General features: G+C 72.7%; 14 protein-coding genes. 6 read left to right on the top strand and 8 right to left on the bottom strand.

The window, feature by feature from the left end; genetic code table 11:
* Positions 1 to 11: 11 nt before the first annotated feature.
* Positions 12 to 941: a CU044_5270 family protein gene (locus FB453_RS12935; RefSeq protein ID WP_145790145.1), complete on the top strand. Its 930-nt coding sequence runs from the start codon at positions 12 to 14 to the stop codon at positions 939 to 941.
* 123 nt (positions 942 to 1,064) lie between these two features.
* Here FB453_RS12935 and hemB read toward each other — a convergent pair whose 3' ends face one another.
* From hemB to FB453_RS12910, 5 genes are read right to left on the bottom strand one after another with little or no spacing between them, the layout of a single operon-like run.
* Positions 1,065 to 2,048 (bottom strand): porphobilinogen synthase, encoded by a 984-nt coding sequence (gene hemB / locus FB453_RS12930; RefSeq protein ID WP_112584250.1) that lies wholly within the window; start codon positions 2,046 to 2,048, stop codon positions 1,065 to 1,067.
* A gap of 20 nt (positions 2,049 to 2,068) precedes the next feature.
* On the bottom strand, positions 2,069 to 3,649 hold the full coding sequence (locus FB453_RS12925) for a bifunctional uroporphyrinogen-III C-methyltransferase/uroporphyrinogen-III synthase (protein WP_112584249.1): 1,581 nt from the start codon (positions 3,647 to 3,649) through the stop codon (positions 2,069 to 2,071).
* Positions 3,646 to 4,614: a hydroxymethylbilane synthase gene (hemC, locus tag FB453_RS12920; protein WP_112605225.1), complete on the bottom strand. Its 969-nt coding sequence runs from the start codon at positions 4,612 to 4,614 to the stop codon at positions 3,646 to 3,648. Before hemC ends, FB453_RS12925 begins: the two co-directional genes overlap by 4 nt.
* Entirely contained in the window at positions 4,611 to 6,008 is a 1,398-nt protein-coding gene (locus tag FB453_RS12915; RefSeq protein WP_112605228.1) for a glutamyl-tRNA reductase, read from the bottom strand. Before FB453_RS12915 ends, hemC begins: the two co-directional genes overlap by 4 nt.
* The gene (locus FB453_RS12910; RefSeq protein ID WP_091402715.1) at positions 6,005 to 6,775 is read right to left on the bottom strand and encodes a redox-sensing transcriptional repressor Rex; all 771 of its coding nucleotides are present in this window, start codon (positions 6,773 to 6,775) and stop codon (positions 6,005 to 6,007) included. Before FB453_RS12910 ends, FB453_RS12915 begins: the two co-directional genes overlap by 4 nt.
* A gap of 372 nt (positions 6,776 to 7,147) precedes the next feature.
* On the opposite strand from FB453_RS12910, the gene FB453_RS12905 reads away from it, so the two are divergent.
* Entirely contained in the window at positions 7,148 to 8,452 is a 1,305-nt protein-coding gene (locus FB453_RS12905; RefSeq protein WP_145790143.1) for a sensor histidine kinase, read from the top strand.
* Positions 8,453 to 8,510: 58 nt separating this feature from the next.
* Positions 8,511 to 9,164 (top strand): response regulator transcription factor, encoded by a 654-nt coding sequence (locus FB453_RS12900; protein WP_030329744.1) that lies wholly within the window; start codon positions 8,511 to 8,513, stop codon positions 9,162 to 9,164.
* Here the strand turns inward: FB453_RS12900 and FB453_RS12895 are convergent.
* From FB453_RS12895 to FB453_RS12885, 3 genes are read right to left on the bottom strand one after another with little or no spacing between them, the layout of a single operon-like run.
* Positions 9,145 to 9,807 carry an HAD hydrolase-like protein gene (locus tag FB453_RS12895; RefSeq protein ID WP_145790141.1) on the bottom strand — a complete coding sequence of 221 codons (663 nt, stop codon included), beginning with the start codon at positions 9,805 to 9,807 and terminating at the stop codon, positions 9,145 to 9,147. The genes FB453_RS12900 and FB453_RS12895 overlap by 20 nt on opposite strands.
* Before the next feature lie 20 nt (positions 9,808 to 9,827).
* Complete coding sequence (locus tag FB453_RS12890; protein WP_145790139.1) at positions 9,828 to 10,082, bottom strand: glutaredoxin family protein; 255 nt, start codon at positions 10,080 to 10,082, stop codon at positions 9,828 to 9,830.
* A complete protein-coding gene (locus FB453_RS12885) occupies positions 10,072 to 11,679 on the bottom strand; it encodes an AMP-binding protein (protein WP_486480252.1) in 1,608 nt (535 codons plus the stop codon). Before FB453_RS12885 ends, FB453_RS12890 begins: the two co-directional genes overlap by 11 nt.
* 585 nt (positions 11,680 to 12,264) lie before the next feature.
* Here FB453_RS12885 and FB453_RS12880 point away from each other — a divergent pair.
* From FB453_RS12880 to FB453_RS12870, 3 genes are all read left to right on the top strand, one after another.
* The gene (locus FB453_RS12880) at positions 12,265 to 13,221 is read left to right on the top strand and encodes an ECF subfamily RNA polymerase sigma factor, BldN family (protein WP_091403551.1); all 957 of its coding nucleotides are present in this window, start codon (positions 12,265 to 12,267) and stop codon (positions 13,219 to 13,221) included.
* Positions 13,222 to 13,510: 289 nt separating this feature from the next.
* Complete coding sequence (locus FB453_RS12875; RefSeq protein ID WP_112584242.1) at positions 13,511 to 14,380, top strand: DUF5667 domain-containing protein; 870 nt, start codon at positions 13,511 to 13,513, stop codon at positions 14,378 to 14,380.
* A gap of 126 nt (positions 14,381 to 14,506) precedes the next feature.
* Positions 14,507 to 15,376, top strand: coding sequence for an HAD-IB family hydrolase (locus FB453_RS12870; RefSeq protein WP_145790133.1), 870 nt, complete (start codon positions 14,507 to 14,509; stop codon positions 15,374 to 15,376).
* Positions 15,377 to 15,379 lie beyond the last annotated feature (3 nt).

The following is a 15,379-nucleotide window of genomic DNA, read 5'->3' as shown; positions in this document are numbered from 1 at the left end:
GGATGATCACCATGACCCACACCCCACTGGGCAACTTCGAGGAACGACTCCTCGGCGAGTTGCGGGACCACGTCACGAACCAGACCTCCGACCCGGCGCCGACCGCGCCTCCCGTTCGTGCAGCCCGCCGAGGCCCACGGTGGCGGACGCCGGGCTGGCGCCTGGCCGGGGTCGGTGGGCTGGCCGCCCTGCTGACCATCGGCGGGTTGGTGGTGCAGACGGTGGACGACGCGCCACCGACGGCGAGCGCGGCCGAGATCCTGACCGACGCCGCGGATACGGCCCGGCAGCAGCCCGACCTGGTGGCGCGCCCCGGCCAGTTCCTCTTCATCGAACTGCGACTCACCTCGCGGGATCGGCCGGATGCCGGCCCGTACACCCAGGAGCGGCTCCAGCGCTGGGTGCCGGTCGGCGACGAACCCACCTGGCAGCAGCGGCGGAGGCTGGAGAGCCGCCCCGACGAGTGGCGGACCGACAACGTCTCGCACCTGGCGCCGCCGCCCGGCTACTTCCAGGGCCTGCCCACCGAGCCGGAGCAGATGGCGCAGTACCTGCGGGATCACCCGATCCCAGTGGATCTGCCCGCCGGCGCGGACCTGGAGGCCATCCGCAACGACCCTGCGACGATCTTCGGCGACGGAATGTGGATGCTTGAGGGGTACGTGCCGCCGCAGTCGCTCGGTGCACTGTTCCAGGCCATGGCCCAGGTGCCCGGGGCCACAGTGTTGCCCGGCGAGATTCGGGACGCGGCCGGCCGGCGGGGGGTGGCACTGCGGACGCCGGGCGTGTTCGGTGCACACATCGACCTGATCTTCGACCGGGAGACCCACGCCTACCTCGGCACCCGCCGTCTTATCGTGCGGGATGGCAAGGAGTCGCCGTACACGAGCACTGCCGTCACCCAGATGGCGGTCGTCGACCGCCCGGGGCAACTGCCCTGATCCTCAGGGCCCGGCGATGATCGTGCTCGATCCTGGAAATAGTGGCCTCCCCTGAGGACGAGGCCACTATTTCCTTGTTTCAGCGCGATCGAATCGTCGGGGCCCGCGTGCGGGCGGGGCCGCTCAGTAGCGCTGACGGAGCAGGTTGGCGGCCTCGACGGCCCAGTAGGTGAGGATGACCTGCGCACCGGCCCGCTTGATCGAGGTGAGCGTCTCCAGCATCACCCGCTCGCGGTCGATCCAGCCGTTCGCGGCGGCCGCCTCGACCATCGCGTACTCCCCGGAGACCTGGTAGGCGGCGACCGGGACGTCGACCGCGGCCCGCACCGCCGACACCACGTCGAGGTAGGGCAGCGCCGGCTTGACCATCACCAGATCGGCGCCCTCGGCGACGTCCAACGCGACCTCGCGCAGCGACTCACGCAGATTGGCCGGGTCCTGCTGGTAGGTGCGCCGGTCGCCCTCCAGCGCCGACTCCACCGCCTCCCGGAACGGGCCGTAGAAGGCGGAGGCGTACTTCACTGCGTACGCCAGCACGGAGACGTCCTGGTAGCCGGCGGCGTCGAGGGCCCGGCGTACCACGCCGACCTGGCCGTCCATCATCCCGGACGGCCCGACCATGCCGACCCCGGCGGCGGCCTGGGCCACCGCCATCTCGGCGTACGCGGCCAGGGTGGAGTCGTTGTCGACCTCACCGTCGGGGGTGAGCAGCCCGCAGTGCCCGTGCGAGGTGAACTCGTCGAGGCACAGGTCGCTCATCACCACAGTGGCGTCGCCCACCTCGGCCACCACGTCGCGGATGGCGACGTTGAGGATGCCGTTCGGGTCGATGCCGCCGGAGCCGGTCGGGTCCCGCTGCTCCGGCACGCCGAAGAGCATGATCCCGCCGACACCGGCCTGGACCGCCTCGGCCGCCGCCTTGCGCAGCGAGTCCCGGGAGTGCTGGAGCACCCCCGGGAGCGACCCGATGGCGCGGGGCTCGGTCAGCCCCTCCTTGACGAACATCGGCACGACCAGCTCGGCCGGGTCGACCCGGGTCTCGGACACCAGCCGGCGGACCGCCGGGTTGCGGCGCAGCCGGCGGGGCCGGATCTCGGGGTACGACATGGCAGGCCCTCCTCGAACGACTACCGGAAGCGCAGAGCGGTCGGGCCCTGCACCTTCGAGCCACGGCGCTGCTTGGCCGGCATGGCGGCCAGCTTCTCCCGCAGCTCGACGGCGTAGGCGGCGAGCGCCTCCACCAGGTCAGGCACCGAGGCGTGCGGCGGCTGGACATCGACGCGAAGGCCGAACTCCGTCGCGGTCTCCGCCGTCTTGGGCCCAATGACGGCAACAACCGTCCGGGCGTGCGGCTTCCCGGCGATGCCGACCAGGTTGCGCACGGTCGAGGACGAGGTGAAGAGCACCGCGTCGAACCCGCCCGACTTGATCGCGTCGCGGATCTCGGCGGGCGGCGGAGCAGCCCGCACCGTCCGGTACGCGGTCACGTCGTCGACCTCCCAGCCGCGCTCGGTGAGCCCGGCGGCGAGCGTCTCGGTGGCGATGTCGGCGCGCGGCAGCAGCACCCGACCCACCGGGTCGAGGATCTCGTCGTGCGGCGAGAACTCGGCCAGCAGGCCCTCCGAGGACTGCTCCCCGGCGGGGATCAGCTCCGGCTGGATGCCGAACGCGCGGACCGCGTCCGCGGTGGCCTCACCGATGCAGGCGATCTTGACGCCGCCGAAGTGCCGGGCGTCGAGGCCGTGCTCGGCGAACTTCTCCCAGACCGCGCGGACCGCGTTCACCGACGTGAAGATCACCCAGGCGTACCGGCCGTCGACCAGGCCCTTGACGGCCCGCTCCATCTGCGCCGGGGTACGCGGCGGCTCGACCGCGATGGTCGGCACCTCGCACGGAATCGCCCCGTACGCGCGCAGCCGGGCGCTCATCGCGCCGGCCTGCTCCTTGGTGCGGGGCACGAGCACCTTCCAGCCGTACAGCGGGCGGTTCTCCCACCAGCTCAGCTTGTCGCGCTGCCCCACGCCGACACCGACGGTGAGCACCACCCGGCCGGTGAAGCCGAGCGCGGCGGCCACGAAGCTGTCCACTGTCGACGTGGTCGTGTACTGGGTCTCGCCGGTGCCGTCGCCGGTCACCCCGACGCCGGTGGTGCCGTCGACCCCGGCGGCGAGCAGCCCGTCGCGGACGGCGGCGAGGTCACCGGCGTCCACGGCGAGCGCGAGCGAACCCCGGCCGACGGCCGTGGCCAACGCCTCGAAGTCCAGCGCGCTGACGTCCTCGACGTCGGCGGCCGTACGTACACCCGGCAGCGGGACCCCGGCGTAGGTGGCCACACCCTCGGCCTGGCCGACGCCGGGCACCACCTCGAAGTGGGCGGCGGTGCGGGCCACCGCCTGCACCTCCTTGACCACCGAGTCGTGCCCGAACGGGTCGCCGGCGACGAGGTGCACCGCGTTGAGCCCGGAGCGGGCCGCGGAGATCAGCACCTTCGCCACGTCCCCCGGCGCGCCCTCGGCCGGGGTGAACTCGGCATCGTCCCTGGCCTCGGCGCGAACGACGGTGAGCAACGACTCCGGGACTCCCCGGTCGTAGATCACCTGGTCGGCGTCGACCAGGGCGTCGTGGGCCCGACGGGTCAGCAGGCCCGGGTCACCGGGGCCAGCCCCGACGAACGCGATACGGCCGACGGGCTTACGGGTGCGGGTCATTCTGTGCTCCCAAATTGCTGGGTCCCCGGGCCGGTGTGTCCTTCGTGGCCGAGGATCGAGTCGGCGCCGAGGTCGAGGAGTTCGGCGGCGAGTGCCTTACCGATCTCCGCCGCGTCGGCGGGCGTTCCGGTGCGGGACAGCCGGAGGTCACGAGTGCCGTCCGGGCTGATCACCGCCCCGCGCAGGTAGATCTCATCGCCGGTCTCGCCTTCGGCGAGTTCGGCATAGGCGGCGACGGGTGCGCTGCACCCGGCCTCCAGGGTTGCCAGAAACGCACGTTCCGCGGTGACCGCGGCACGCGACGGTGCGTGGTCGAGCACGGCGAGCAGCTCGACCAGGTCCTGGTCGTCGACCCGGCACTCCACTGCCAACGCGCCCTGAGCGGGAGCGGGCAGCATGAGCATCGGGTCCAGCGACTCGGTGATCACGTCGAGCCGGCCGAGTCGGGCCAGACCGGCCCGGGCCAGGACGACGGCGTCGAGGTCGGCCTCGGGACCGAGCACCCGCCCCAGGCGGGTGTCGACGTTGCCGCGGATCGGGGTGACCTCCAGTTGCAGGCCGAGGGCGTGCAACTGGGCGATCCGACGCAGCGCTCCGGTGCCCACGGTGGCCCCGGGCGGCAGCTCGGCGAGCGTCCGGCCGTCGCGGGCCACCAACGCGTCGCGCGGGTCCTGCCGGGCCGGTACCGCCGCGATGTGCAGCCCACCGGCGGCGGCCGTGGGCAGATCCTTGTACGAGTGCACCGCGAAGTCGATCGTCCCGGCGGTCAGCGCGTCACGCAGTGCGGAGACGAACACCCCGACGCCCAGCCGGTGCACCGGCGCGTTGGAGCGGTCGCCTGCGGTGACCACCTCGACCAGCTCGACGGGGCGGCCGGTGGCGGCGGTCACCGCCTCGGCGACCTGGCCGGACTGGGCCATCGCCAGGGCGCTGCCCCGGGTGCCGAGGCGCAGGGGGGCGGTCATCGCGCACCTCCGGTGGGTGGGGTGGGCTCGGCGGCGTCGGCTCCGGACACCGGGTCGGTGCCGGGGAGCGCCATGCCGAGGTCGGGGGTCAGCACGTCCGGGACGGTGTCCACCGGCGAGGTCTGCGGCACCTCGAGGTCGAACAGCTCGCGCAGCAGTGCCGCGTACTGGTCGCCGCCGGGCTCCGCGGCCAACTGGCGGACCTTGACGGTGGGCTGGTGCAGCAGCCGCTGCACGACCCGGTGCACGGTGCGGGCCACCTCGGCCCGCAGGTCGTCGCCGAGGTCGGGGCGACGCTGGGCCAGTCGGCGCAGCTCGGCGGTGACCACGTCGTCGGCCCGGCCGCGCAGCGCGGCCACTGTGGGTGCCACGTCTGCGCCGCGCAGCCAGGTGAGGAAGCCCTCCACCTCGCCGAGGACGATGCGTTCGACGGCTGCGGCGTCGGCAGCCGCCGGACCGTCGGCGAGCAGCGCCGCCATCCGGTCGATGTCGATCACCTCGACGCCGGGCAGCTCGGCGACGCCCTCCTCGACGTCGCGCGGAACGGCCAGGTCGAGCAGGACCAGCGGACCCCGGGACGGGTCGCGTTCGGCCAGCGCCGCGGTGACCACCGACCGGGTGAGGACCGGTTCGGTGGACGCGGTGGCGGCCACTACGATGTCCACTGTGGAGAGGGTGTCGGCCAGCTCGGTCATCGGCGCGGCAGTCGCCCCGTACGACTCGGCGAGCCGGACGGCCCGGTCGGCGCCCCGGTTGCTGACGGTGAGTGGCCCGGCGCCCAGCCGGGACAGCGTGGCCACCCCGAGCGAACCCATCGCACCGGCGCCGACCACCAGGGCCGGGTGGCCGACGAGGTCGCCGTCGAGGTGCCCGGCGGCCAGCTCCAGGGCGGCGGTGACGACGCTCTGGCCGGCCCGGTCGATGCCGGTCTCGGCGTGGGCGCGCTTGCCGACCCGCAGCGCCTGCTGCATCAGCTCGTGCAGCAGCCGACCGGCCGAGTCGGCGCCGGTGGCCCAGTGGTACGCGTCACGCAACTGGCCGAGGATCTGCGCCTCGCCCACCACCATCGAGTCCAGACCGGTGGCGACCCGGAAGACGTGATCGACAGCTGCGGTGTCGTAGTGCACGTACAGGTGGCTGGCGAGCGCGGTCGGCGAGCTGCCGGCCTGCTCGGCCAGCACGGCGCAGACGTCGCCGAGCCCACCGTGGAAACCGGACACGGCGGCGTAGACCTCCACCCGGTTGCAGGTGGAGACGATCACCGCCTCGGAAACGTACGGCTGGGCGACCAGGCGGTCCAGTGTTCGGGTCAGGTCGGCGGGGGGCACGGCCAGCTGCTCCAGCGTGGCGACCGGGGCGGTCCGGTAGGACGCGCCGACGACGAGCAGTTTCACGTGCCTATCGCCTCCTGGGTGTCGGTGGCCGCGAACCCGCCCGGCAGGGCGGTGAGAGCGGTCCCGCCGGTGGCGGGCAGCGCGGTCAGCGACGCCTTGCGGTGCTCGTGGAAGGACAAAATCTGCAGCTCGATGGCGAGGTCGACCTTGCGCACGTCGACCCCCTCCGGAACCGAGAGTACGCACGGCGCGAAGTTGAGGATGCTCGTCACGCCGACGGCGACCAGTTGGTCGGCGACCTGCTGGGCGGCGGCGGCCGGGGTGGCGATCACGCCGATCGCGAGGGATTCCTCCGCGGCGACCGTCGGCAGGTCGTCAACATGCCGGACTACCAGGCCGTTGATCTCCTCACCGACCCGGGAGGGATCGGCGTCGAGCAGTGCGGCGATCCGGAAGCCCCGGCTGGCGAAGCCGTCGTAGCCGGCCAGAGCGTGACCGAGATTACCCACGCCGACCAGGGCAACCGCCCGGCGTTGGGTGAGCCCGAGCACATACTCGATCTGCTCGATCAGCAGCGCGACGTCGTAGCCGACGCCCCTGGTGCCGTACGAGCCGAGGTGGGAGAGGTCCTTGCGGAGCTTGGCGGAGTTGACCCCGGCGGCGGCGGAGAGGCCCTCGCTGGAGACCGTCTCGTGCCCGGCGTCGGCGAGATTGTGCAGCGCGCGCAGGTACTCCGGGAGCCGAGCGACGGTCGCCTCGGGCAGATCCGGGAGCGCCGGTACGGCACCGGCGCGGCCGGGCGCGCCTGGGTGACGGTGCTGACTCATGAGACTCCGTGCGGTGCGATCCTCGGCCAACTCCGCTGGTCGGCCGTTTGTGGACTCCCGCTGGCGACCGAGGTTGCCGGCTGTGCTAGCAGGGCGCGTCGGAGTCACAGCGTAGGCGCTTGTGAAGACGTGCACAAATCGCGATCTTGTCGCTGCGTGGCGCGACCTCACCAGCCCCTCCATTCCACAAGATCGATTGAACGGCCTGGTCCGCTCACCGCCCGGGCGATTATTGCTCAATCCCGACTTCTCTGACCAATCCCGCGCCGGGGTCGTCACGGCGGTGGTAGAGGCGGTGGTAGGGGCAGCACTACGGAGGAGAGGCGGGGTTTCGGGATGGGGACGCCGAGCCCAGATGCCTAGCCTTTGAGCATGACCGCCGTTGCCGCCACCAGCGACCGACCGACGCTGGCACCGAGCATCCCCCGCCAACTCTTCGTCGACTCCGGGTACGTGCTGCTCGGCCTGCCCCTGGCGGTGGCCAGCTTCGTCGTCCTCATCGTCGGCCTCGCGGTCGGCATCGGCCTGGTGGTCACTGTGATCGGCTTGCCGATCCTCAGCGGCACCCTGTACACCGCCCGTGGGCTGGCCGACGTCGAGCGGCTGCGGCTGCCCGCGGTGCTCCACCAGCCCCGGATCCGGCCGCACTACCGGCTGCCCGAGGCGGGCGCGAACGCCTGGCGGCGGATCTTCGTGCCGATGCGGGACGCCCAGTCCTGGCTCGACCTGGCGCACGGCATCCTGCGGCTGATCGCGGCGGTGGGCACCTTCGTGGTGACGGTGTCCTGGTGGGCCGCGGCGATCGCCGGCTCGCTCTACTGGGCGTACGACTGGGCCCTGCCCAGGGCCGATGGCGAAGGTGATCAGGACCTGGCGCAGCTGCTCGGCCTGGGCGACTCGACCACCGCCCGGATCGGCCTGTACACCGCGCTCGGGGTGTTCTTCCTGATCACCCTGCCGATCGTGGTGCGGGGCTGCGCGCTGCTCCAGGCCAGCTTCGCCAAGGCGATGCTGACCGGGGTGGCCGAGATGCGCGACCGGATCACAGTGCTGGAGGAGCAGAAGCGGGCCGCCGTGTCCGCCGAGGCCTCCGCGCTACGCCGGTTGGAACGTGACATCCACGACGGCCCCCAGCAGCGCCTGGTCCGGCTGGCAATGGACCTCAGCCGGGCCCGGATGCAGCTCGCCTCGGACCCGGAGGCGGCCGGCCGCACCATCGACGAGGCCGTCACCCAGACCCGGGACACGCTGGCCGAGCTGCGGGCGCTGTCCCGGGGCATCGCGCCGCCGATCCTGGTGGACCGGGGCCTGCCCAGCGCGCTGGCCGCGATCGCCGGCCGCGGGCTGATCCCGATCGAGCTCCAGGTGGACCCGCAGCTCGGCACACCGGCCGGACGGCTCGACCCGGCGGTGGAGAACACCGCGTACTTCGTGGTGTCCGAGGCGCTGACCAACGTCGCCAAGCACAGCCGGGCCACCGAGGCCACAGTGGCCGTGGCCCGGAAGGGCACCCACCTGCGGGTGCGGGTGGGCGACGACGGGCAGGGCGGCGCGCACCTGGCGAAGGGGCACGGGCTCGCCGGCATCGCCGACCGAGTCCGGGCCGCCGGTGGCGAACTGGTGGTGGTCAGCCCGACCGGCGGCCCCACCGAGATCCGCGCCGAGCTGCCGCTGTGAGCGGTCCCGCACCGCGCCGAGCCCGTACGACGGGCCGGACGTGGTAGACAACACAGCCATGCGCATCGTGATCGCCGACGACGCCGTCCTGCTCCGGGAGGGGCTGGTCCGGCTGCTGACCGAGAGCGGGCACCAGGTGGTGGCCGCCGTCGGGGACGGTGACGCCCTGGTCGAGGCGGTGGTCGAGCACCGGCCCGACGTGTCGATCGTCGACGTCCGGATGCCGCCGTCGCACACCGACGAGGGGTTGCGGGCTGCGGTGGAGGCCCGCCGGCTGGTGCCGCGTACCCCGATCCTGGTGCTCTCCCAGTACGTCGAGGTGTCGTACGCCGATGATCTGCTCGCCACCACCGGCGGCGCCGGCGGCGGGATCGGCTACCTGCTCAAGGACCGGGTGGCCGCGATCGACGAGTTCCTGGACGCGCTGCGCAGGGTGGCGGGCGGCGGCACGGTGCTCGACCCGGAGGTGGTCGGTCAGCTCTTCGCCCGGCGTCGCCGGGACGACCCGCTGCGCGAGCTGACCCCCCGCGAGCGCGAGGTGCTCGCCCTGATGGCCGAGGGGCGTTCGAACACCGCCATCGCACGCGCCCTGGTGGTCAGCGACGGCGCGGTGGAAAAGCACGTGCGCAACATCTTCACCAAGCTCACCCTGCCGCCGGACACCGAACAGCACCGGCGGGTGCTGGCCGTCCTCACCTATCTGCGGAACTGACCTCCCGGGCCAGGGCCACCGCGTCGGTGAGGGTGTCGGCCACCGGGTGACCGGAGGCGCGCAGCCGGGCCGGGTCGGTGAACCCGCCGGTGTAGAGCACGGCACGGCCACCCACCGCGAGCGCCGCGTCCGCGTCGTCGATGGAGTCGCCGATCAGCACCACCGAGGCGCCGTCCACGCCCAGTTCGGCCACGTGCTGCTGGAGCGACTCGGCCTTGTGGCCGCCGCCGACAGTGGCCCGCAGCCCGTCCACGCGGGTGAAGTGGCCGGTCAACCCGTACGTGTGCACGGTCGGGACCAGCTCCTCGTGGAACCACATGGAGAGCAGGCTCTGGCTGCCCGGCCAGGCGGCCATGGCGGCGCGCGCGTCGGCGGCCAGCTCGCAGGTGGTCAGCCCGGTGCGGTACGCGTCGTGGAAGATCTTGTCCAGTCGGCCGAACTCGTCGTCGTCCACCGCCTGCCCGAGCACCTCGGCGTAGTACTCGGCGATCGGCCTGCGGAACCGCACCCGGTGCTCGTCCGGGGTGACCGTCGGCCCGCCCAGGCTCGCGAACACGACGTTGGTGGCGGACACCACCAGGCTGAGGTCGTTGAGCAGGGTGCCGTTCCAGTCCCAGACGAGGTGCGGGGGCGCAGAGGTCATCAGAGCACCATAGGCACCCGTCAGAGCTGCGGCGTGGTCAGGTCCCGCAGCAGCCGGTCCTCCTCGACCCGCCAGTAGCCGTGCTCCTTGCCGTCGAGCATCACCACCGGCAGCCGGTCCCCGTACTCCCGCTCCAGCCCCTCGTCGCCGGTGACGTCCCACTCGACCCACTTGTCGCCGGTGACCGCGACCACCCGGTTGAGCGCCGCCTTGGCGTCGTCGCACAGGTGGCAGCCGGGTCGGGTGATCAGGGCGAGTCGGGCGTCACTGGCCATCGGTTACCTCCGTGCGGTCGGTCGGCGTCGCCGACCGGAGTTGGGTCTTGCGTACCTTGCCGATCGCCGAGTGCGGCAGGGCGTCGACGAACTCGACAGCGGTCGGGCACTTGAACCGGGCAAGGTTCCGTGCGCAGTGGGCGAGCAACTCCTCGCTGGTCACCGGTCGGCCCTGCACCGGCACCACGTACGCCCGCACAGTCTCGCCGGTCCGCGGGTGCGGCACACCCAGTACCGCCGACTCGACCACCCCGGGGTGCCCGGCGAGCACCAGCTCGACCTCGTGCGGATAGACGTTGAACCCGTTGACCAGGATCAACTCGCCGAGCCGGTCGACCAGGAAGAGGTCCCCGTCCTCGTCGGCGTACGCGATGTCTCCGGTGCCCCACCAACCCTCGGCGTCCGGGCCGCCCCGACCGTCGGGCCAGTAGCCGGTGAAGAGGTTGGGGCCGGACACCACGATCTGCCCCGGGTCGGCGCCCGGTGCCACGTCGGAGATGTCCAGCTCGTCCGGGTCGTCGTCGGGGACGGCCAGCCCGTCGCGCCACAGGTCCGCCCCGTCGGCGCCGACCAGGCGTAGCCGCACCCCGGGCAGCGGCCGGCCGATCGAACCCGGCTTGGCCAGGCTGCCGACCAGGGTGGAGGTGAGCACCGGCGCGGTCTCGGTGAGGCCGTACCCGATGTGCACCTGATGCCCGGTGACCTCCGTGAAGCGCGCCGCGACAGCGGGTTCGAGCGGTGCCGCGCCGCAGACCGCCACCCGCACCGACGCGGTCGCCGCGCGGGCCGTGGCCGCACCGGCCCAGGTCAGGAACATCGACGGTACGCCGACCAGCACGCTGACCCGGTGCCGCGCGATCTCGTCCAGCCCCGCCGTCGGGCCCGGCTCGTCGAGCAGCACGCCGGTCGCGCCGTGGTGCACGACCGCGCCGAGCCCCGAGTTGAGCCCGTACGCGTGGAACAGCGGCAACGCCAGGAGAACAGTGTCGGTCGGCCCGACCACCGGCGGCTCGATCCCCGCGACCTGTTCGTGGTTGGCGAGCAGCGCCTGGTGCGAGAGCATCGCCCCCTTTGGTCGTCCCTCGGTGCCGGACGTGTAGAGCAGTACAGCAAGGTCGGCGCCGCCGCGTCGGGGGCGGGGCGCCGGTCCGGGCGCCTCGGCGGTCGGTGGCGTGCCGTGCACCGAGGCGAGCGCGGGCAGTTCGACGGCCACGTCGGCGACCAGGCCTCGGACGTGGTCGGTGGCGATGAGCACCGACGCGCCGGAGTCGGCCAGCACGTGCCGTAGCTCCGGGGCGGTGAGGCCGGGGTTGACCGGCACGGTGACCAGGCCGGCGCGGAGGGCGCCGAGCCAGGCGATCACGAAGTCCGGTGTGTTGGGCAGCGCGATGGCGACGCGTGGCGGCGTACCGCCGGGGTCGGTGGGTGGCGCGGCGGCGGACAGGCCGCGGGCGGCGGCGTCCACTGCGGCGTCCAGTTCGGACCAGCTCACCGTGTGCTCACGCCAGTGCAGCGCGGGCCGGTCGGCGCGGTCGAGAGCCGCCCGGCGGACCCGGTCGGCGAGGTTCGGCGCGGGGCTTTCCGAGGCGTCCTGCACGGTGATCGAGTCTGGCACAGCGGACGGCGACGGGCCACGCCCGATGGTTGGGGCCACGCCCGGCGGTCGACACCGCGACAGTCCCATCCACGGGACTGTCCGGTGTGCCACCGGCGATCCGATCAGGTCCTGTCGATGGGACGCACGACGGTGGCCACCGGCAGTTCGGCCGCCCCCGTCCGGCCGGCCGGCGCGGCCTGTCAGCCGAACGGGCGCGCACCTCCGACCTGGGGATCCATCCTGGAACACCGGGTCGACGGAAAGTCAATCGCACACGACGGACAACCGGTCCGCCACCGGTGCGACGGAGCGGGAAATACTTCCGCCTTGTGTAACGGACTTGCCACGCGCGGGTGACGTTGGCCCTATCATCACTCGGGTCGGCTCACCCCATTTGCCGTGAGTCGACACCCCTCAGCCCGAGGAGGCCCCCGTGCCTGTGAGCGCATTGGACCAGCACCTCCAGGGGAATTGCCGCCCGTCGGCAACTCCCGTGACCGTCCTGCCCGACCGGTCACCCGGTCGGTTCGCCCCGACGAGAGCTAGACCGGCCCGCCCGGCGACCGACGGGACGGGGGCAACGCGGTGACCACCTTCGGTTACGCGGAACGCCCGGTCGGCCTGACCGGTCAACCCGCCCGCTCCCACGTCAACGAGCGGCCAGCGGCCCGTGCCCCATCGGACGAACAGCACGGCGGCGTCGTGCGGGGTGACGGCGCGGCGCAGCGGATCCGCAGCCGGCCACACCACAACGAGCCACCCCCGCGACCCGCGGTGCCCGGTGGAAACGCGAAGCCGGCCGGCGGCCGGGTCGCCGTACCGTCCCGTCCCACAATGCCTGTGCAGGGTCGTCGGGTAAGCGACACACCGGCGGTCACCACCGACCCGGCGGCGGGTGAGACAGCGGTGATCCCGGCGGTGCCGGCCACCACCGCGACCACCCCGACCGGTTTCCCGAGCCGCCCGGACCCGTCCGACCCGGCAACCGAGGTCTGGACGCTGATCGAGCGGGCCCAGGCCGGCGAGTCCGAGGCGTTCGGCCTGATCTACGACCGCTACGTGGACACCGTCTTCCGGTTCGTCTACTTCCGGGTCGGCAACCGGCAACTCGCCGAGGATCTCACCTCGGACACCTTCCTGCGCGCGCTCAAGCGGATCGGCAGCTTCACCTGGCAGGGCCGCGACCTCGGCGCCTGGCTGGTGACGATCGCCCGCAACCTCGTCGCCGACCACTTCAAGTCGGGCCGGTACCGGCTGGAGGTCACCACCGGCGACGTGCTCGACGCCGACCGGGAGGACCGGGGCCCGGAGGGCAGCCCGGAGGCGGCGGTGGTGGAGCACATCACCAACGTCGCGCTCCTCACCGCTGTGAAGCAGCTCAACCCGGAGCAGCAGGAGTGCATCGTGCTCCGCTTCCTCCAGGGCTTCTCGGTCGCCGAGACGGCCCGCGCGATGGGCAAGAACGAGGGAGCCATCAAGGCCCTCCAGTACCGCGCCGTCCGCGCCCTGGCCCGGCTGCTGCCCGACGGCTTCCAGCCGTAGTTTGTTACGGCGGGACCGACGGGCGTCGATCAACGTCCGCGCAGCTCAAAGTCGGTCCCGCCCGGTGATGACCATCACTTTCTGTAATTTCCGGCCCGCCAGGCCCGTAACCCGTGCCCGGTCCGCCGCGTTTCTCCGGGTGCGACCGGTGGATGTCCCGGCAGGCCCGGGTCACCGAGGTCCGACCGGCATGCCGGCGGCACCTCACCTCCGTGGTGTCACACTGCCGCCCGGTCGCTGGCAACGACGGCGGCCGACCGGCCGTGACCAGCGAGAGGAGGTGCCTGCGGTGGACAACACCCTCTTCTCCCGCCGGCGCGCGGAGCGTTTCGCGCAGCTTCTCGACGAGGCCAACGGCGCTCGACGACACCACGTGCGATCCCGGGTGGACGGCCAACTGGCGCCGCTCGTCGCAGTGGGTCAGCGGCTCAGCGTCGACCCCCCGGCTGTCGAGGTGGACCAGGACTTCCGTACCGGCCTGCGGGCGATGCTGCTCGCAACCGCCGAGCGGGAAGGGCTGGGCAGCGCACCAGCGGCGGTCAGCGAACCGGCCGCCACGACCACCCGCGGGCGGCTACTGCCGGCGGTCACCGCACGGCGGGCCCGAGCCCGGGGTGCGATCCTGGTCGGCATCGCCGCCGGGGCCATCGCCGTCTCCGGGATCTCCGCCGCCAGCGAGAACGCGGTGCCCGGTGACGCGCTGTACGGCATGAAGCGCTCCACCGAACGGGCACAGCTCGCTCTGGCCAGCTCCGACATCAGCAGGGGCCAGCTCTTCCTGGACTTCGCCCGGACCAGAGTCGGCGAAGCCGCCAAGCTGCGCGGTGACCGGATCGGCTACAGCGCGGTCCTCGACGACATGGACGCCGACAGTCGGCAGGGCGTACGCCTGCTGACCTCGGCCGCTGTGCAGCGAGCCGAGCCGGGCAGCCTGGACACTCTCAACACCTTCGTGTCGAGCCAGCGCCGGGCCGTACGCGGTCTGCTCGACGGGAGCACCCGGGTCGACCGGGAACGGACCCAGCGGTCGCTGGTTCTGCTGGACAGCATCCGGGAACGCTCGGACGACCTGCGCGCGGCGATCGCCTGCGGCCTGCCCGCACCGACCGCCAGCGACGCTCTCGGGCCGAACCCGAGCACCTGCCCCGGGGCCCGCTGACCCGCGTCCCCATACCGCACGTCCGACCGGCCGCGCCACAGTTCGCTGTGTGCCCGGCCGGTCGCCCGTCTGCGGCGGATACCCTCGCGGGGGAGCATCCGTCGTACCGGTGAGGAAGGGATTCGCGTGGCGCGTAGCCGTAAGGTGACGGTCAGCACCGACGCCGAGGGGCACACCGCAGCCTGGGCGGAGACCGACCTGGCCCCGGTCAGCGCACCCGACCCGACCGCTGCGGCGTTCTTCGACGTGGACAACACGATGATGCAGGGCGCGTCGATCTACTGGTTCGCCCGTGGTCTCGCCTCCCGAAACTACGTGACAACCGCGGACCTGGCCCGATTCGCCTGGCAACAGCTCCGCTTCCGGCTGCTGGCCCGGGAGCACGCCGGTGACATGTCAGTGGCCAAGGAGGCGGCGCTGGCCTTCGTTCAGGGCTGGCGGGTCAACGAGGTCGAACACCTCGCCGAGGAGATCTTCGACGAGATGATGGCCCCTCGGATCTGGGCCGGCACCCACCAGCTCGCTCAGCGTCACCTGGACGCCGGTCAGCGGGTCTGGCTGGTCAGCGCCGCCCCCGTCGAGATCGGCCGGGTGATCGCCGCCCGGCTCGGCCTGACCGGTGCCATCGGCACGGTGGCCGAGGTGCTGGACGGGGCGTACACCGGGCGGTTGGTGGGTGACCTGATGCACGGGCCGGCCAAGGCTGAGGCGGTCACCCAGCTCGCCGCCGTGGAAGGGCTCGACCTGTTCCGCTGCGCGGCCTACAGCGATTCGGCGAACGACCTGCCGCTGCTCTGGGCGGTGGGCCGGGCGGTGGCGGTCAACCCGGACGGCGTCCTGCTGCGGCAGGCCCGCCAGCACGGCTGGGAGGTGCGGGACTTCCGCACCGGCCGCCGAGCGGTCAAGATCGCCGTACCGTCGACCGCGGCCGCCGGACTGGTCGCGGGCGCGGTCACTGCCGGCCTGGCCCTACAGCGCCGCCGCCGCGCCGGCTGAGAG

It is taken from the genome of Micromonospora sp. CNZ322 (assembly GCF_007827755.1).
Note: the sequence above shows the minus strand (reverse complement) of the source record. Positions and strands in the feature narration are given on the sequence as shown.

What these genes read in the sequence shown, in the direction of transcription:
- FB453_RS12935 (WP_145790145.1), top strand. Translation starts at nt 12, where the DNA reads ATGACCCACACCCCACTGGGCAACTTCGAGGAACGACTCCTCGGCGAG.
- hemB (WP_112584250.1), bottom strand. Translation starts at nt 2,048, where the DNA reads ATGTCGTACCCCGAGATCCGGCCCCGCCGGCTGCGCCGCAACCCGGCG.
- FB453_RS12925 (WP_112584249.1), bottom strand. Translation starts at nt 3,649, where the DNA reads ATGACCCGCACCCGTAAGCCCGTCGGCCGTATCGCGTTCGTCGGGGCT.
- hemC (WP_112605225.1), bottom strand. Translation starts at nt 4,614, where the DNA reads ATGACCGCCCCCCTGCGCCTCGGCACCCGGGGCAGCGCCCTGGCGATG.
- FB453_RS12910 (WP_091402715.1), bottom strand. Translation starts at nt 6,775, where the DNA reads ATGAGTCAGCACCGTCACCCAGGCGCGCCCGGCCGCGCCGGTGCCGTA.
- FB453_RS12905 (WP_145790143.1), top strand. Translation starts at nt 7,148, where the DNA reads ATGACCGCCGTTGCCGCCACCAGCGACCGACCGACGCTGGCACCGAGC.
- FB453_RS12900 (WP_030329744.1), top strand. Translation starts at nt 8,511, where the DNA reads ATGCGCATCGTGATCGCCGACGACGCCGTCCTGCTCCGGGAGGGGCTG.
- FB453_RS12895 (WP_145790141.1), bottom strand. Translation starts at nt 9,807, where the DNA reads ATGACCTCTGCGCCCCCGCACCTCGTCTGGGACTGGAACGGCACCCTG.
- FB453_RS12890 (WP_145790139.1), bottom strand. Translation starts at nt 10,082, where the DNA reads ATGGCCAGTGACGCCCGACTCGCCCTGATCACCCGACCCGGCTGCCAC.